Origin of the sequence: Psychromonas sp. (assembly GCF_047632955.1) — a bacterium.
In the GTDB taxonomy this organism is placed as follows: domain Bacteria; phylum Pseudomonadota; class Gammaproteobacteria; order Enterobacterales; family Psychromonadaceae; genus Psychromonas.
The window spans coordinates 203,907-222,928 of sequence record NZ_JBLIED010000001.1; the positions used below are offsets into that span (position 1 = coordinate 203,907).

General features: G+C 36.3%; 10 protein-coding genes. 9 read left to right on the top strand and 1 reads right to left on the bottom strand.

Annotation, left to right across the window (positions count from 1 at the left end; genetic code table 11):
• Positions 1 to 322: 322 nt before the first annotated feature.
• The 9 genes from ACJAZP_RS00860 (at position 323) to ACJAZP_RS00900 (ending at position 17,252) form a co-directional block, all read left to right on the top strand.
• The gene (locus tag ACJAZP_RS00860; RefSeq protein WP_415228836.1) at positions 323 to 733 is read left to right on the top strand and encodes a hypothetical protein; all 411 of its coding nucleotides are present in this window, start codon (positions 323 to 325) and stop codon (positions 731 to 733) included.
• Positions 734 to 735: 2 nt separating this feature from the next.
• Positions 736 to 2,460 carry a polysaccharide biosynthesis/export family protein gene (locus ACJAZP_RS00865; protein WP_415228837.1) on the top strand — a complete coding sequence of 575 codons (1,725 nt, stop codon included), beginning with the start codon at positions 736 to 738 and terminating at the stop codon, positions 2,458 to 2,460.
• Positions 2,461 to 2,502: 42 nt separating this feature from the next.
• On the top strand, positions 2,503 to 2,922 hold the full coding sequence (tagD, locus tag ACJAZP_RS00870; protein ID WP_415228838.1) for a glycerol-3-phosphate cytidylyltransferase: 420 nt from the start codon (positions 2,503 to 2,505) through the stop codon (positions 2,920 to 2,922).
• A gap of 325 nt (positions 2,923 to 3,247) precedes the next feature.
• Entirely contained in the window at positions 3,248 to 7,090 is a 3,843-nt protein-coding gene (locus ACJAZP_RS00875) for a CDP-glycerol glycerophosphotransferase family protein (protein ID WP_415228839.1), read from the top strand.
• Between the two features lie 238 nt (positions 7,091 to 7,328).
• Positions 7,329 to 9,020, top strand: coding sequence for a glycosyltransferase (locus ACJAZP_RS00880; protein ID WP_415228840.1), 1,692 nt, complete (start codon positions 7,329 to 7,331; stop codon positions 9,018 to 9,020).
• Between the two features lie 81 nt (positions 9,021 to 9,101).
• Entirely contained in the window at positions 9,102 to 10,349 is a 1,248-nt protein-coding gene (locus ACJAZP_RS00885; RefSeq protein ID WP_415228841.1) for a CDP-glycerol glycerophosphotransferase family protein, read from the top strand.
• Complete coding sequence (locus ACJAZP_RS00890) at positions 10,342 to 12,861, top strand: CDP-glycerol glycerophosphotransferase family protein (protein ID WP_415228842.1); 2,520 nt, start codon at positions 10,342 to 10,344, stop codon at positions 12,859 to 12,861. Before ACJAZP_RS00885 ends, ACJAZP_RS00890 begins: the two co-directional genes overlap by 8 nt.
• A gap of 947 nt (positions 12,862 to 13,808) precedes the next feature.
• The gene (locus tag ACJAZP_RS00895) at positions 13,809 to 15,938 is read left to right on the top strand and encodes a capsular polysaccharide biosynthesis protein (protein WP_415228843.1); all 2,130 of its coding nucleotides are present in this window, start codon (positions 13,809 to 13,811) and stop codon (positions 15,936 to 15,938) included.
• Positions 15,939 to 15,998: 60 nt separating this feature from the next.
• Positions 15,999 to 17,252 carry a capsule biosynthesis protein gene (locus ACJAZP_RS00900; RefSeq protein WP_415228844.1) on the top strand — a complete coding sequence of 418 codons (1,254 nt, stop codon included), beginning with the start codon at positions 15,999 to 16,001 and terminating at the stop codon, positions 17,250 to 17,252.
• 710 nt (positions 17,253 to 17,962) lie between these two features.
• On the opposite strand, the gene ACJAZP_RS00905 is transcribed toward ACJAZP_RS00900, so the two are convergent.
• On the bottom strand, positions 17,963 to 19,021 hold the full coding sequence (locus ACJAZP_RS00905; protein WP_415228845.1) for an SPFH domain-containing protein: 1,059 nt from the start codon (positions 19,019 to 19,021) through the stop codon (positions 17,963 to 17,965).
• Position 19,022: the final 1 nt, after the last annotated feature.

Consider the following 19,022-nt stretch of genomic DNA (forward strand, 5'->3'; position numbering starts at 1 on the left):
AGCTCGCCACTCGCGGCTCGCAGCTGGACTTTTCGCAGCTCGCCACTCGCAGCTGGACTTTTCGTAGCTCGGCACTCGTAGCTCTGGACTGACATCTGATAGCCGATAGCTGTCAGCCGATAGCCGTCAGCCGTCAGCCGTCAGCCGATTGCTGTACCCGATAGCCGATAGCCGTTAACTGACAGCTGCTTCTAGTCGATTTTCGTTTACATCGACGGGCGGTAGCGTGCCTGAAATAAAATTAACCGGGACAATTAAGCCGTTTTTGCTGATGTTTTGTTTCCTTATCATTATTTTTTAAAAGTATTTGAGTCTGTTTATTATGAACAAAAATTTTACCCGCCTTTTTATTAAAAAAACCGCGATAATTTGTGCGTTGTTAAGTCTCACCGCCTGCGCTAGCGGGCCGCGAAGTGTTAGTGCTTCGCTGCCTCTGGTGACATCTTCTATGGAAAAACCGGACAAAAAAATGGTGCCTGAGCAATACTGGCCGATCTTAGCGGATGCTCATCAGTCACGTTTACCACATAAGCAGTACCAAATCACCTTAGGCGCTATTTACCCTTCTGCCCTGGGGTTAACCTGCCGCGAGTTAGTGTTTCATGATAATCACCAGTTGATAAACAAGCGTATTGCCTGTGAAAATCATTTCCTTAATAAAAATAATAAAGCAGATAAAGGCTGGTTTCTTGAGAAAGAGATCATCGAATCTAGCCATTATGTGGAGATGTGAAAATGATAAGTAAAAAAATAAGTTTTCTGTGCCTGATTTTTATTACCCAGCCACTTTTTGCTGCCTTTGAGCCCAGTTCGGTTGATGCTCTACAGGCCAATAGCACCACTGAAATCCCGGAAATTGGCTCTGGTTCTGCTATCAACTCATTAAATGACGGCAGTTATAATAAGCAGGCAAGAAACGGTTTGTTACTGCCGGGTGAAGTGGATATTAAGCGTTTATTACCTTCTTCTGGCGAAGATTTACCGCCACCCTACGGGGCTAACTTATTTGCCGGCGGTTACGAGTCGGAAAGAACCGACGGATTAAATGCCAATTATCCGATTGCCGCGGGCGATAAAATTAATATCTGGTTGTGGGGCGGGGTGAGTTATTCGAATCTGGTGACTGTCGATAATCAGGGTAATATCTTTATTCCCAAAATTGGCCCGATTAAAGTGCGAGGGGTTAAAGCCAGTCAGATAAATGCATTTGTTACCGGAAAAATCAAAGCGACCTACACCAATAACGTTAATGTCTACGTTAACTTGCTGTCGACAACACCGGTCAGTGTGTATTTATCCGGTCCGGTGATCAGGCCCGGCCAATATGCCGGCATGGCGTCCGACAGTCTATTATATTTTCTAAAACGCGCGGGCGGAATCGATTCCGTACGTGGCAGTTACCGCGATATTCAGGTAGTGCGAAATAATAAGGTCATTGCCGACGTTGATCTGTACCGCTTTGTGCAGACCGGACAAATGCCTAATATTAACTTTAAGAATAAAGATATTATTCTAGTGAAACCGCAAAAATCAGCCATAAATGTTTCCGGTGCCGTGCGCAATCCGTTCAGGTTTGAGCTTAATCATAAAATTTCTACCGGCAGAGAGCTTTCTGACTATGCCAGACCGCTGGCTAAAATAAGTCATGTGGGAGTTTATGGTCACCGTGAAAATGGACCTTTCTCCGTGTATCTGGAAGAACAGGATTTTCAAGATTTTGAACTGCAGGATGGTGACAGTGTTGTCTTTAACGCAGATTTGCATGCTCAGGTGATCGATGTGCAGGTATCGGGCAGTTATTTAGGACCTTCCTACTTTGCCGTTAAAAACAGTACCAAACTGCATGATCTTTTAAACCATATCCCGATTAATCCGGCGTTAACGGATCAGAAATCAATCTACATTTTGCGTAAAAGTGTCGCGCAACGCCAAAAACAGCTCCTTAATGACTCACTCGACAGGCTCGAGCGCAGCGTATTTACCGCGCCTATTTCTTCCGATGGTGGCGCTTCTATTCGCAGCAAAGAAGCTGAAATGGTGATGAAATTTGCGGAAAAAGCCCGCAAAGTTCAACCGCTTGGCAAAGTGATTGTGTCAGATAACGGCGTAACAGCAAACATACTGTTAGAGAAAGGTGATCAGGTCGTTATTCCACATTATACCGATTTGATTCAGGTGGCGGGCGAGGTAATGATGCCGCAGGCGGTTGTCTTTAATGACGATGCCAAAATTGATGATTATGTTGCCTGGGCCGGCGGTTTTACCGACCGCGCAGAAGATCAGAAAATATCCATTGTTCGAGCAAACGGTACGGTTATCTTCAATACCGGTGCACAAATCCGTCGTGGTGACCAGATCATTGTAATGCCTAAGGTCGAAGCAAAAACCTTGCAGACGGTAAAAGACATCACTCAAATAGTGTACCAAATTGCCGTTGCCGCCAATGTCGCATTGGATTAACAGCAATGAATATAATTAACTACAAACTAAGGATAGATTTCAATGAAGACCATTATAACTTACGGAACTTTTGATTTATTTCATGTTGGGCATTTGAGATTGTTGCAAAAATGTAAAATGATGGGTGATAGATTAATTGTCGTTCTATCTACAGATGAATTTAACTTAAATATGAAAAGCAAAATAACGGCAATCCCTTATCAAAATAGAAAAGAAATATTAGAAGCTATTGCTTATGTGGATCTTGTTATACCAGAAAAAAATTGGGGACAAAAAGTTCGAGATATTATTCAGTATAATGTTGATACATTTGTTATGGGGGACGATTGGGAAGGTGAATTTGATTTTTTGAAAGCGCATTGTAAAGTCGTATATTTAAATAGAACTGAAAACGTATCATCCACAGAAATAAAAACTCATATTTCATCTGGTTCAAAGAGTCAACTTGCTATAGCCGGTTAATCAATATTTTGTCTTCAGGTGATTATATTAATGAGCATTATTAAGACCTTTTTAATAAAAATAGACTTTTAGAAACGAAATAAAAAACAATTAAAATTTAAAAGCTAAAACCAATTGACATATTTAAGAATATTTTAGAAGTGCGATATTTACCTCTAACCGCAGGTATATCTACCACTGAAGTGATCGGAATTTGTAAAATAAATGACTTGAATTCAACAAGCCTTGAAACTTTGCAACTAGACCAGTTGACACTATTACCCAATATTTTATTGTCCATTTGTTGAATGTTATTTGAACTACATGGTAATTGAAGCGAGGATTTATGTTACATAGTATTTATTACCTTAAGGGTAAACAGCACGAAAAAAAATTGGAATGGGTTAAAGCCGTAAAAGAATATAAAAAAATTACTGGCAAAGTAAATGTGAATTCAAAATATTATTACCGTCTTGGTTTTTCGTTATTCAAATTAAAAAAATGGAATGAAGCCGAAAGCTCTCTATTAGAGGCGATTGAACGTTCTCCTAAAAAAGCACAATGGCACTATAGACTGGCAGTTATTTTAGAAAAACAAAAAAGATGGAAAGAGGCAGTAGAACAGTATGATAGAGCTATCACACTGAAGCCTGAGGCTGCAGATTGGCACTACAGAAAAGCAGTTTGTTACTGCAATACTCATCAATGGGGAACGGCTGAAAATGCAATTCGCAAAGGACTAGAGATAAAAAATACATCTGCACTTTGGTATTTTAAACTTTCTGAATGCTTGCGAAAGCAAGGAAAATTAAAGCTTGAAGCCGATGCACTCGAGGTAGCCGTTAAACGAGATGATAAAAAAGCAGGTTGGTTTTATCGTTTAGGTGAAATATTTGATGAAATGCAACAATACAAAACCGCAATAACATATTATTCTAAAACTGTTTCATTATCACCTAAAAATGCTAATTATCATTTTCGACTAGGATTGTCATTTGAAAATAACGGTGATTTTTTCAGATCAAAAAAATCTTTTGACTCAGCAATAATGAATGACGATAAATTAGATGCCAAGATTTATGGAATTGGTGTTTTTCATCAAAGTAATGGTGATTGGCAGCGGGCAAGCGCTGGATATGAAAAATTTTTGTTTCATAATCCAATCAATGCTGAATTACGATATAGGCTTGCATTGTCATACGACAGAAGTTACCGATGGGACAAAGCGTTACATTTTTATAAATCTTCACTAGCTTTTGAGCCAAACATTGCTTATAGAAATGCGCGGCTTGGTTTTTGTTATGAACGATTAAATGAATGGGGAAATGCCGCCGCTGCTTATGCTAAAGCCTATACTCTTTCAAAGAATACAAAGTCTCAGTGGCGTTATAGAGAAGGCTACTCACTCTTCAAGGCTGGGAAGGCGAAAGAAGCATGTAAAGCTTTTATAGAGACCTTTCCTAAAGTTGCTAAGGAGTTTGTCGGTGTATATGGTAAAAATAGCGACTACAGTAAAGAGAGCCTTAAATTACCTGAGTTAAAGAAAGCAGTAATATTGTTTGATATGCTTGAACTTGACAGTAGTGATCCTAAGTTACATTTCTATCTGGCAAAAGAATATCAAAATCATGGCTTTTGGAAGCTGGCTGAAGAATACTATGAACAAGCTGTATCTAGAACCAACGACTTTAAAAGCGAATGGTACTACAGATTAGCATATGTACAGTATAAGGCCGGAGATTTAGAAGGAGCCTGTAATAATTTTAGAAAAACTCGCATATTACAAAGAGCTTCTGGTTTTGACGAGAATAATTGGAATAACTCAATTCAGACAGAACGCGCTGCAAAATATATCGAATATTCAGAAGTCTTTGACTTAAAGAACCAGACTGTATTATACGAGAGCTTTATGGGCAGTAAAATGTCGTGTAATCCTTTTGCCATATTCAAGGGACTGTTGGATGATAGTAAGTTTAAAAACTGGATACATGTTTGGGTAATAAATGACATATCAGTTGTCCCTTTCAAGTATAGAAAATTAAATAATGTTAAGTTCATCAAAAGAGGAACTGATCTCTATTTACGTTATTTAAGTGAATGCAAATATTTAGTAAACAACGTCACTTTTCCCGATTATTTTAGTCGAAGAAAAGATCAAATATATTTAAATACTTGGCATGGAACACCGATTAAAAGTCTTGGTACAGATTTAAATGAAAAGTTACTGGAACACCAAAATGTTTCCCGAAATTTCCTTCATGCTAACTATATACTCACTCAAAACAAACATACTACGGATATTTTAATTGGTAGATATGATATAGAAGGCATTTATAGTGGTGATGTATTAGAAGTTGGTTACCCTAGAACCGACCTGACTCTGAACCTTTCACAGGAAGACCGTGACCAAATATCAAATCGTTTGAAATTAAAGGCGAATAGCAAAGTCGTGCTTTATGCTCCAACTTGGAGAGGAGATCATGGACAAGCTAATATTGATGTTAACAGGTTAGAGCAAGATTTAGCTGCCATGAATGTCGATGGTGTTCAATTGTTATTTAGGGGGCATCACCTTATAGAAGGGATGTTATCCAATATTAATTTGGCAGTAACAACAGTTCCTGCTGACATTGATACCAATGAACTACTAGGTGTTGTCGATGTACTTATCACTGATTACTCAAGTATTGCTTTTGATTATATATGTACAGGCAAACCAATAATTTATTACATTCACGATTTGGAAGAATACAAAGAGCAGCGAGGTTTATATTTAGATTTTGATAGAATGCCAGGATATCAGTGTAGAACAGCTAATGAATTACATACAGTGATTACTTCGTGCTTACATGAAAATGTAAATGTACCGAACTGGGATCAAGCCAAAGCTGATTTTCTTCCTTATGATAACGGCCAAGTTACGCAAAAAGTTATCGAAGACGTTTTTTTAAATTCTGAAAGTTCAAGTACAAAAATAAATAAGCCTCATAAAACATCAATACTTTTTTATGCAGGGCCTTTCATACCGAACGGTATAGCAAGTTCATTTCTTAATTTGGTTAATCATATAGATAAAAATAAATACGATGTAACCGTTGTAGTCGATACACAACATGTAGCCAATTTCCCTGATAGGCAGAAAAAATTTGAGGAGTTGCCTGATGCCATAAAGGTTATTGGGCGTTTTGGCGGCTTACTCCAAACCCAAGAAGAAAAGTGGTTAACAGGAAAGTTAAATACTTTCAAACAATTACATAATCAAGAGATGAAAGACATATACAAAAAAGGTCATGTCAGGGAGTTCGTTCGAACATTTGGATATGGGCATTTTGACAATATCATCAATTTTGAAGGGTACAACCGCCTCTGGTCAGGCTTATTTTCGAGCATTAATAAACATGATTATGGGACAGATATAAATAAACTTGTGTATATGCATAATGATATTTTCAGCGAATGGAAAATTAGATTCCCTCACCAAGAGATTAATATCAGGCAGTATGAGCATTTTGACAAGTTAATATCTGTTTCAAAGGCCAACCGAGATGTTAATAGAGTCAATCTTGCTGGTCTGTTCAGTTTGCCAAAAGATAAGTTCGCCTACTGCGATAATGTTCAAAACCCTGAGATAGTCAAATCATTATCTTTAGAGCCTATACAACCTGAACACGAGTTTCTTTTTAACGATAATGGGCCTGTATTTATAACTATGGGCCGCTTATCGGTAGAAAAACGTCAGGACAAGTTAATTGAAGCATTTGCTAAAATAGCTCCAGAAAACCCAAAGGCTAAATTATTATTATTAGGCTCAGGCCCATTATTTAATGAACTTCAATCTATGGTGAAGAGATTAAGAATACAAGAAAAAGTGTTTTTTTTAGGGCAAATAGATAACCCATTTTCATTGCTGAAAAGAGCCGATTGCTTCGTATTATCGTCAGATCATGAAGGGCAACCAATGGTTTTATTTGAAGCGATGATTTTGAAAAAAGCAATTATTGCTACTGACATAAAATCTTGTCGAGGCGTGCTTGAGGGCAGAAGTGGTCTCCTCGTTGACAATAACTCTGATGGCGTAGCCCATGGGATGAAAGCGTTTGTAGATGGTAATGTTCCGGTAAATGATTTTGATGGACAGCAATATCAAAACAACGCATTAAACATGTTTTACGATAAATTAAAGCATTGATTGGCAATAACGGAAAAACATTTAAATAACAAGATAAATGGTGTTGAAAAATTTAATTCTAACAACACCATTTACAAAACAAATTGTAGGATATGAAAATATGATTTTTGCGAACTTGGAACATACTGACGGTAATAAAGACGTTAGTAACCTAAAAGTCATTTTAGTTTCTGCTACTTTGACTTTTGAGATTTTTACAAATATTTAAAATTAAAGATGGAAATTAATAAGGTAAATAATGAAAAGAACAATCAAAAAGGCCTTAAAAAGAACAAGTTTTTTAAATCCATTCAGAAGCTCCCCCCTTTTTAGTCAAGGAGTAAATGAAAGTATTCAGGAGGAATTCCCAGAAATGGAGGCAGAAAAAAAAGGTGGAAATAGATTATTTATTAGTTGTTTAGGGAAAATAGCTTCTTTTAACGGAGGATTAACAAATTCAGCTATTAAACGTTTGAAAATTCTTTCAGAAATTAATGATTATCATGATGATCGTTTTGTTGTCTTTTATTGTTCTGAAATTGAAAAGACTGATTTTATTAATTCTTTTTTTAGAAAAAAACACAGTTTAAGCGATAAAATAGAGTTTATTAACGCGCATGATTTTGTCGGTAGTTCAGAACATGGAGAAATTGAGGTGATACCTCACAAAACATTAACAGATCGTAATGAAGGGTATCGCGTAAACCAAATTAGATTGGAGTACAGTCATTTTTTAAGCCATTTACTCGGTTTATTTATTTCTATGCAGAATGAATCTATTGTGTACATGTTTATGGATGTCCCTCTTACGCCTGAGTATAGATTGTTATTAACTGACCCTCGAATCCGACGTGTTTTCTTCACTCATAATGAGCATTTAAAAGTTATTGATAATGATTACCATTGGAAGAAAACTTTTTATAAAGCTCGAGCATATTTCCATCCAATTCAGGATCCGAGAACATATACTGTTTCGTTTACAAAACTTCAAAATAAGTGGATAAAGAACCGAGAAGGGAATAAAAAGAACTATAAATATATTCCTCATTTTTATGAGGCAAGTAAGGAACTAGAAATAGCCCGTGAAAATAAAATAATCTGGGTGGGTCGTATAACTAATGAGCAAAAATTAATTAAGTTAGCGATTTCATCTTATTTACTGAGTGGGGTTAATATTCCGTTTGAAATATATGGTACAGGTCCAGAGCTTGATGCGATGAGCAAATATGTCGAGGATCAACAAGCCACGGATAAAATAAAATTTTTAGGAGCAACTAATAAAGTTGATGAAGTATTTAAATCTGCAAGCCTCTCTTTATGTATCTCACAATATGAAGGTTTTGGTTTGTCTATACTCGAATCACTAGCTAATGGTTGTCCTGTTATTTGTAGTAATGTTGTATATGGTCCTCTGGAGATGGTAGATAATGATAAAAATGGTTATCTAGTTGAAAATAATGAAGAAGTTATTGCTGAACACATAAAAAAATTCTTTGACGAAGATAAATATTCTGAATTTTCTATAGCGGCTAAAAAGTCTGCTGCTAATTACTCTCGTAATAACTTTGTCAATAAATGGAAAGCATTTATATCCGAAGCAGATAAGCCAATGGAGATTAAGCCTTTAGCTACTCCAAATTGCGTAGCAACAGTAAGTTTGGAGAGCCTCTTAATTGAAATTCCTAATTTTTCACAAAAAACAGATGTACTTCTGAGGATTTACACTCCTTGTCTTACTGATTTCGATGAAATATCTCTTGAAATTGGAGTCAATCAGATTAGTTTGAATAGCCTGGAAGGGAAATTATTGTCTGTTACTGCAAAAAATGATTACCGCTTTAAAGAATATGAAATTACTCTTTTAGAGTGCCAAAAAGTAAAATATAACTCATTAAAAATACCCTCTCCTGATAATCGAATGGCAGTTTTTAGATTTTTATCTGTGAGTTAATTAACCCTGTTTTTTTGATAAACGAGTTAGTTTAAATATTTGCTTAAACCCGATTTATTTAAAACACACAAAGGTAAGCGCATGGTATTTCCCAAAATTTCTGAGGTTAATATTACCGAGATGAAAAGAAAAGCTATAAGGAGATTTGTGCAATACTCTAAATTACTCAGGCTCTTAGCTAGGTTCAAAATTTTGAAAATAGTCGATATGTTATTTATAAAAAAAAACAATAAATATATCGTTGTACCGAAAAAGCAATACGGATATAAATGTAATGTACGATTAATTGCTGAAGCGTTGGCGCTTAACAATAAAGATGTCACTGTGTTTTGGGAAGGCAATTTAGAGCCCATGATAGAGCGGGATTTAATTAAGAAAGGCATTCGCTTTATCAATAAATATAATTTGTCTTATATATTTCATCTTGTTACATCAAAAAATTTACTGCTAAGTCACTCAATTAGGGATGCTTACCTCTCATATAACAACCCTAAGCGCAATGTTATAAACTTGTGGCATGGAGTGCCTATCAAGAATATAGAGCAAGCAATTCCAAAGTATGAAAAGTTCCAAAATCACCAACAAACTTCGATTAAAAAACAAAATAACGTATTGGTTGCGAGCAGTATTACAGATCAAACCGCAATGGCAAAATGCTTTGGATTAGCTAAATCTAATGTCTGGGTTACTGGATTGCCCCGTTATGATTACTTGTTGGATAAGGTTGTGTTGCCCAGTGATTTATTAGTTGATGAAAGTGAACTTTTGAAGCTACTGTCTGGTAGAAAGCTAATATTGTATGCTCCAACTTTTAGAACAAATCAGACTGGTTCAGTTTTTACTGAGGAGTTAAAGAAAGATTTATTATCTCTAGCAGATTTTTGTAGTGGGCTTGGTTTGGTATTTGGTATAAGAAGTCATATATCAGATCCTGTAGGCCGACTCTTTAATGATAATAAAATTTTAAACTTAAACTCAATTATTATTCAAGAAACTAACTTGTTATTAAAGCATGTTGATTGTTTGATTACCGATTTTTCAAGTATCTGGATCGATTATTTACTACTAAATCGTCCGATAATCTGCTTTGCTCAGGATAAAGATGACTATCTTCTTAACGACAGGGGAGTGTTATACCCGTTCGATAAAATTTTCCCAGAACCCTTTGTTGATTCAGTTGAATGTGTAAAATCTAGATTATTGAGTTTACATAACAATGGGAGCTGGGTAGCACACTATCACGAACAATTAGAGATGTTTCATACGTCGATTGATCTAAATGAGAATTATACTAACCGCGTCGTAGAGAGCATTCTTAATCATGAGTAAGTGGACAAAAATAAAAAACAACCCGTTGCGGTTCTTCAAGGATGCAAAGCTTAATCCTTATTGGCTATTTCATGATAGAGATTTAGAGGGGGCTGCAAATGTGCACGCGGCCAAATATCTCAAATCCTATGAAAGTATAAAAACATGTCCATTTTCAATATTGTATGAAAGCTACCATGGAACGTCAATATCGTGTAACCCCTATGCAATCTTTAAGTATTTAATAAATCAAGAAAATTATGAGAATTACACACACTATTGGGTCGTAAAAAAAGGTACTTATATTCCCCAAGAGTGCCTGAATGTTCCGAATGTAAAATTCATCATTCTAAATTCAAAGGAATATTGTGAGAAGTTAAGTAGCTGTAAGTATCTAATCAACAATACAACTTTTCCTGACTATTTTATACGAAAAACCGATCAACTTTATCTTAATACTTGGCACGGAATACCTTTAAAAACGCTAGGTAAAGATATGAAAGGGGAAATGGGGCAATATAAAAATATCCAGAGGAATTTCCTGCAATCAACACATATTTTGTCACCTAATAAGCACACAACAGAAAAATTGTTGGTAGCTCATGATATTGATGGACTATATCCAGGTAAAATTATTGAAGGGGGTTACCCTCGTTGGGAACTTTCTTTAACAGCACATAAACAAGAGTTGCGAGAATTCTTAAATTTAAAATCAGAAAAGAAAGTCATTTTATATGCCCCCACGTGGCGAGGGGAACTTGGTTCAATAAACTCTGAGAAAGATGACACAATCAAGAAGATAAAAGAACTAAGCGCACTATTATCAAATGAGTTTGAGCTAATCGTTAAGACGCATTACTTAGTAAGTGCAAATTTAAAAAATTTGAATTTGGGCTGTCATTTAGTGGATTCTAAAGTGGATTCAAATGAATTACTTTCTATTGTAGATATCCTGATCACTGATTATTCAAGCATACTGTTTGATTTTATTCTCTTAGATAAACCATTAATTATATTTGCAGACGACGAGGACGATTATAAGAGTAATAGAGGCTTGTATTTTGAACTTGATCGCATCCCAGCCAAATTATGTCGTGATATCGTCGATGTTGCAGACTCAGTAAGAGATACAGATTGGCACAAAAAACTTCGATTAGATATTATAAACTTCAAACAGCGTTTTCTAGAATTTGGCAGCCATAACGCTTGTAAACTGGTCGTTGACAATTTTTTTAACAGTTGTGAAAAAAGTCAACAATCCGACTCGCTAAATAAAAAGGAAAATATTCTTTTTTATGCTGGTGGTTTTAGAAACAATGGAATAACAACATCAATTATTAACCTCCTGAAAAATATTGATTACAATCGTTATAACGTGGTGATAGCTGAAGGTGCAAATTATCACTTTGAAAAAGAAATTAACTTTAAACAAATAGACGAAAGAGTGAAAATATTTGTCCGTTGTGGAAACCTAAATTTATCTAAAAATGAAAGAAAATGTTTAAATAGGTTATATACCACAGGAAAGGTGGATAGCAATAATGATGAGCTAAAGCACATGTTTTTGCGAGAAAGGCAAAGATTGTTTGGAGATGTTAATTTTCATGTTGTCATAGATTTTAGTGGATACGTGAAATATTGGACGCTGTTATTTGCCTTTGGCGGTTTCGAAAGAAAAGTTATATATCAGCATAATGATATGCTTTCGGAAAGCCTTAAAAAGATTGGAGGAAAATACAAACATAAAAGTAATTTAAACGTAATTTTTTGTTTGTATAAATATTTTGATAAAATTATTTCGGTATCTGAACAGACAAAAGAACTGAATTTGAATAATATTGGAGAACTTGTTCCAAATGCTAATTGCAAATTTGATTATGTCAATAATGCTATAGACTTTAAAGGATTACTCACTGCGTCTAAGGATTCTATTGAAAGTGACGATGGTACGTTTTTTGGGGGAAAGGTAAGTAAAGAATCTGATTTTGTTTGGAATGGGAAATACTTGTTGTCAAATTCCAGATTGAAATTTATACATATAGGTAGATTTAGCCCTGAAAAACGGCACGACAAGCTTTTAAAAGCATTTAAAAAAGTATGTGAAATATATCCAGATTCATTACTTTTTCTTGTTGGTAGTGGCCCTTTAATTACTCAAGTTATGCTCCATGTTGAACAGTTTAAATTAACAAATAATGTTGTTTTAACTGGCCAACTAAAGAATCCACATTCACTTTTGGCTCGTTGTGATTGTTTAGTAATGTCATCAGATCACGAGGGACAACCGATGGTTCTTCTAGAGGCTATGATACTAAATAAACCTATTATTTCTACAGATATAGCTGGAACGCGAGGTGTTTTGGAAAAAAAATATGGTCATCTAGTTTCCAATGACGTTGAAGGGCTTTATAACGGGATGAAAGATTTTTCTGATAATCTTCTGATTTTTAATAGGTTTGACTATAAAGCCTACCAAGAGAATGCGATTACTCGATTTAATAATGTAGTGTGCGGTAGGAATGAAGGAGTCTAGATATTGCAATTAGTTATTAAATATTAATGAACTCTATTAAGCGATATGGAAAAATAAGAGGTTCTAGATTACCCACTAGTAAGTTCCGGTCAAGTAAGTATGTTAAATTCCTTGGGACTTTTTTACCAAGTATTAAAATGTATATGAACTGCTAATTTGTTGCTTATTAATACACACATAGAAATCACAATGCTAGTGTCAATACGCACCAGTCACCCATCTGAATTAAAGTGGTGTAGTCAGGTCTTTCATTTTTTATTCTAATCAATTTAGTTAGATTTATATTATTAATTTCTAGTTTAATTGGATGACATATGAACCAACCTTTACGTTTAGAATTTTCTGGGGCGCTTTATTATATTACATCATGGGGCAATGCTCGGAAGTTAATCTATCATGGTAAATTCCTTTGATGAGTGGTTATGCTCGAGTTGGCATTGTATGCTGGGAAATATTGATTCTCCTGCTCGGTTATCTACAGATGCGTTACAACATCAGATATTTTTAGGTGACGAGACTTTTGTTTCCAGAAATCGAGTCACTGATAAAAATCAAAAAATATATAATGCTTATTGCTTTGGTGGTTATACGTAAAAACAGATTGGTGATTATTTTGATTTGCATGATCCCCAAGTTAGCCACATTCTTACAAAATACAATACTTGATCCGAATGTTCCGAATAATGTTGATACTTAAGAAGCTTTAGACCGTTTTATTGTTATTTTTAAGCAAGCTAAAGCTTAACATCATTTAATTAAAAAGGTCTGCTCCAATTAAATTGAGCAGACATCTTACCTAAATTCATTCAAAAAAACTGCCATAAAGAGGAGGAATAATTTCCTCTATTAAGTGGGGTTTTTACATCTTCCTTGACATAAAAAACCGAATAATTATTTATTTAAATTTTCCTACTGTTCGTTAATGTGTTGCTAATTAGAGCGTTAAAATGCCTGTATCAGAAAAGTGTAAAAATTGGACCGCGTCAAACGGTATTGCCAAAAATCCTTATTTAGCCTTGTTTTTAGGCTCGGATATCAAAAAAATTGACCGTCGATTTGCAAAAAAACAAACTATCGCAGTCAATGATCAAATTGTTGGTTGGGGTAATAAAGCCAATACGCACAAAGCAAAACAACTTGCGAAGCAATTAAATGTCGCCTATCTGCACCTTGAAGATGGTTTTATTGGTTATTTAGGCCATCCGACTGATAAATCAAAACGTTTGTCATTAATTCAAGATAAAACCGGCATCTATTACGATGCGACCCAAGCGAATGAGCTTGAGTTATTGTGTCTGTCGTCTAAACAATGGTTTAGTCCTGAGTTGGAAAGCCGAGCTGAAATGTTGCGTAGCCAAATCATTGAATCTGGTATTTCAAAATACAATCATCAGCGTGATAATTTACCCGCCTGGTTAGCTGAACAGGATAACCATAATGCCATTTTGGTCGTGGATCAAACAGCGGGTGATATGTCGGTTGAATGCGGTTTAGGATCAAGGTTAGCCTTTACACAAATGATTGAAGATGCTTTAAACAATCATCCTGAGCAATTGATTATTGTTAAAACCCATCCCGATGTGATTAAAGGTAAAAAGCAGGGCTATCTTGATATTCAAGCCTGTTCGCATTCACGGGTGCGTTTACTGGGTGAGGATTGTTCATTAAAAGCGCTGTTTAATAAAATTGAACGGGTTTATACGGTGACTTCGCAGTTAGGTTTTGAAGCCTTGTTATATGGGTTACCTGTTTTTTGTTACGGCCTGCCGTTTTATGCGGGTTGGGGATTAACAAAGGATAAGCAGGTTTGTGAGCGTCGTAATATCAGACTGACACTCAATCAGTTAATCAGCGCCGCTTTAATTCAATATCCAACTTACCTTGATCCTGAAACGCATAAGCTATGCGAAGTTGAAACTATTGTCGACTGGCTGGCTTTACAACTGCCAACGCAGAATCAATCCGTGAAAATCTGTTATGCATTTGGTTTTTCGCTTTGGAAACGCGCTTTTATTAAGCAGTTTGTTGGCCGTACGGCGAAAAGAGTTATTTTTATTAACAAAAAAGAAAAGTTGAAAAAGTTAGTTTTATCGCAGCCCAATGCAGCGGTTTTGTTGTGGGGTGCAAACCACAGTGACTGGGCCATACAGTTAAAACAGTCTTGTCCAGTGTGGTTTATAGAAGATGGTTTTATTCGCTCGATAGGATTAGGCGCAGATCTGCGCCGGCCTTCCTCATTGGTCATTGATAAACAAGGTATGTATTACGTTCCCGATGTGCCCTCTGATATTGTTTCTATTCTTAATGAAATTGAGTTAAGTGAAGCACAAAATAAACGTGCGCAGCGATTAGCGCAGTTAGTCGTTGAACGTGCTTTAAGTAAATACAATGTCGGGCAAAAGAATCTATCGGCTGCTGCGTTGACGACCCTGCAGAGGTTAAATCAATTATCGGCAAGCAAACAACAAATTATTCTAGTGCCGGGGCAGTTTGAGCAAGATCAGTCGATTGCTAACAGTCGCGGCAATATAAAAACCAATTTAGCTTTGTTAAAACAGGTGCGCCAAGATTATACCGATGCTTTTATTGTCTATAAAGAGCATCCTGATCTCTATTCCGGTGTTCGACCGGGCGCGTTAGGCGAAGAGGCGGCTTTAAAGGTCGCGGATTTGTACCTTTCTGATGTTGATATTACCTCGTTACTGGATCTCTGTGATCGTGTTTGTACTTTGACCTCTTTGACAGGATTTGAAGCGTTATTACGTAACAAAAAAGTGAATACTTACGGTTCTCCTTTTTATGCAGGCTGGGGATTAACCGAGGATCAATTGGATTTTCCCGAGCGCACTCATCAATTAACCTTGAACCAGATGATTTTTGCAACGTTAATCTCTTACCCAAAATACGTTGATTGGACGACGGGATTATTAACCTCGCCTGAGCGGGTAATTGATTTATTAAGTGAAGAACGCAATCGCTATGAATTAAAAAGTGGTGCTGAACGCCGTTTAAATAGTTCATGGTTATCAAGGTTCAGTCGTAAAGTGACCTATTTCTACGAAGCAACGCGTTTTTAAGCAAGCCCTCTTTTATTTTTTTCCTTCCTCGTCTTGTATCCATTTTTAAGGTTTATCTTCATGAGTCATATTCTGTTTTTACAGGGGCCGCTGGGTCCATTTTTTAAAAAATTTGCACATTATGCATCAGCACAAGGTCATCAAACCTATAAAATCAATTTTAATGGGGGAGACAGACATTATGGCTGGGCGGATCATGAATTTGACTATGTTGATTCCTATGAGATGTGGCACTCATACTTAAGCGCATTTGTTAAAAAGCATCATATTGCCCGAATAGTTGTTTATGGTGATTGTCGTTTTTACCATAAAGTTGCCAAGCAAGTGACCGTTGAATCCGGCATCAAATTTTGGGCGTGGGAAGAGGGTTATCTAAGAGCTGGTTTTGTTACCCTTGAAAAAGAGGGGTGCAATGCTAACTCTAGTCTATTTAATGATGCAGAAAGCTTTAAAAAGGTTAAAGCGCAGAATATAAAAAGCTCGCTTTCAGTCGGCCCAACTTTTGCGCGGCGTACTTGGTTTGCTTTTTGTTATTACACTTTTCTGCACTTTTCCAAAAATACTTTTGCACATTATCATCACCATAGGCCTTGGACTCCAATCCAGGAACCGGCGTTCTGGTTGAAAGGCTTTGCGCAAAAATGGGTATCTAAATTAACTGACCCGAGACGTTATAAAAAAATTGTAGAACAATATAGTGGGAAACTTTATCTGCTTCCCCTGCAGGTTGAAGTTGATTTTCAGTTAAGAGATCATTCCCGTTTTAGCTCTGTTGCACAAGTTGTCTCAGAAGTGATGCATTCTTTTGCTCTGCATGCAGATAATGATCAGGCATTACTTATAAAACATCATCCGCAGAACCGTGGTTTTGCACATTATGGTAAATTAATTGCTCAACTTGCGGATGAGTTAAACCTTAACGGGCGGGTGCTTTACGGGCATGATTTTCATTTACCTGATGTTTATCTACATGCTGCGGGTGTTGTTACTGTTAACAGTACGGTGGGGATTTCAGCATTAGTACACCATCTACCAACGGTCGTGTTAGGGAGAGCAATTTATGATATTGAAGGAATTACCTACCCTAATAAGTTGGATGATTTTTGGCAGGATGATTTTAAAGTAGACAGAAAATTATTTGAAAAATTTAGAACTTACTTGTGTCAGCAGAGCCAGATATCCGGTGATTTTTATAAAAAATCAGAAAAATTGATTGAAATTGCCTATCCGAGAATTTCTGACAAGATTAAATCAACCTCAATTGAGGACGACGATTTACAAGTATCAGTAAACAGTCAGAGTACTGCTTACTGAATTTTCATGCCAATCTGCAAAATTTATTCAATTTATTCAATTTATTTAATTTAGCTGTATATATCGCTATATGTTAGATCGAATTGTTAACGGTTTTAAAGTGATGCGGTATAGGTCTTAGTCACTTTTAATACTAGGTGAATAAGAGGGATTTTTAATTTAAACTATTGATTAGGTATTTAATTTTTTTAATCAGCAGGTTACGTGTCGTGTTTGCAAGATTCTGTCACCGCCACATTAAGTACCGACAAGGTACGACTAGAACCCGAACCGCTTAATAAAGGCGTTTCGGGTTTTTTTATACCTATAGAGCGTGGACAAGAACGCTTGTATCTTTAAAAAATGTAAGCGTGATTCACACTGGTAAAATAAATCTTACAATTATAGTTAAATCCCCACTTACAAATTCACTGACATGGTTTAATAGATCCACATACCCCAGTTAATAGATAATCAGCTTCACTAGAGAAGTAGAATGACAACAGGTTCGCTGCAACTATCTAAAAAACGCGCATTAATGATTTACGAGAATAGTTAACGCGTTTGGCTAAAAGCAGCAAAGTGAGTCAAAACCCTAAGCTGGAATTAATGTTCATTGATAAAGAACGCAAAAGTTGTAGATTGGACCTCATAAAGAGATCCATTAGGCAACTGTATTGTAACGACTACAATCCAAACGCAACTAAGTTCAATGAAAACCTAATTGAGTATCATTGTTTAACACCACAGCTTGAGCAAAATTTTGCATTGGGTGATTTTTCTGTGCCGCACTCAGAGCAGAATTTAGCGACAGATTTTTGCTCGGTGCCACAATTAGGGCAGAATTTAGCGTTTGCAGGTAAGGTTTGTGCACAGCTGATACAAGCCGGGCCGGTATTTTGTAATGCTGCGTTATTACTGGGTTGCTGATCCATTAAACCCGCACTCATATTGCTCATCTGTTGGCCGATACCCATACCCACACCCATGCCAACACCTGCACCAGCAACACCTTGCCCCTCATTAGCCGCCGCTTTTTCGGCTACATCAAACATTTTTACTTTGTCATAGTCTTGTCCATATAAATCAAATTCGGCTTTTTTAGTGAGCATCTCTTTGAGTTTAATGACACTTGTATCGTCTTGTGGAATATTAATTGAGCTTAAATAAAAATTAACGATTTCAATGCCAAAGCGTTCAAATTCATCTTTGATATCATGTTCAAGTGCCTCTGAGAATTCATTTAGATGAGCACTTATTTGCAACAGAGAAATCTTATCTTTGATCACTTTATTAGAAATATAATCCTTAATCCGGGTCATCAAGTGACCACGGAAATAATCCAGTACTTGCTGTTGATCAAACTCCTGTACCGTTCCTACTAAGCTGGTCACAAACTTTTTCGAGTCTTGGATTTTAATTGCAAACTGTCCAAAGGCGCGCACGGGTAAAAAAACATTATAAACGGGTTCTAAAATTGGAATAGGCTCTCGCGTACCCCATTTCATATCCATATTGACCGCTTTATTAATGTAGTAGATCTCCGCAGTAAAAGGGGATTGGTTATCAAAAGGCAGATTAACAATATGCTCAAGTAGTGGAATATTCGCTGTTTTTAAGGTGTGCCGGCCTGGGCCGAATAGGTCTAAGGCTTGGCCATTTTTAAAAAATAGCGCTTCCTGTGCTTGGTTAACAATAACCTGTGTTCCCAACACTAAGCTGTCGTGTGGCCATCGCCATACAAAAACATCACTGGGGCCATCGTATTTGACGCGATCAATAATATTCATA

Excerpts from the sequence above, each read along its gene's own strand:
- ACJAZP_RS00860 (WP_415228836.1), top strand. The coding sequence starts at position 323 with ATGAACAAAAATTTTACCCGCCTTTTTATTAAAAAAACCGCGATAATT.
- ACJAZP_RS00865 (WP_415228837.1), top strand. The coding sequence starts at position 736 with ATGATAAGTAAAAAAATAAGTTTTCTGTGCCTGATTTTTATTACCCAG.
- tagD (WP_415228838.1), top strand. The coding sequence starts at position 2,503 with ATGAAGACCATTATAACTTACGGAACTTTTGATTTATTTCATGTTGGG.
- ACJAZP_RS00875 (WP_415228839.1), top strand. The coding sequence starts at position 3,248 with ATGTTACATAGTATTTATTACCTTAAGGGTAAACAGCACGAAAAAAAA.
- ACJAZP_RS00880 (WP_415228840.1), top strand. The coding sequence starts at position 7,329 with ATGAAAAGAACAATCAAAAAGGCCTTAAAAAGAACAAGTTTTTTAAAT.
- ACJAZP_RS00885 (WP_415228841.1), top strand. The coding sequence starts at position 9,102 with ATGGTATTTCCCAAAATTTCTGAGGTTAATATTACCGAGATGAAAAGA.
- ACJAZP_RS00890 (WP_415228842.1), top strand. The coding sequence starts at position 10,342 with ATGAGTAAGTGGACAAAAATAAAAAACAACCCGTTGCGGTTCTTCAAG.
- ACJAZP_RS00895 (WP_415228843.1), top strand. The coding sequence starts at position 13,809 with ATGCCTGTATCAGAAAAGTGTAAAAATTGGACCGCGTCAAACGGTATT.
- ACJAZP_RS00900 (WP_415228844.1), top strand. The coding sequence starts at position 15,999 with ATGAGTCATATTCTGTTTTTACAGGGGCCGCTGGGTCCATTTTTTAAA.
- ACJAZP_RS00905 (WP_415228845.1), bottom strand. The coding sequence starts at position 19,021 with ATGAATATTATTGATCGCGTCAAATACGATGGCCCCAGTGATGTTTTT.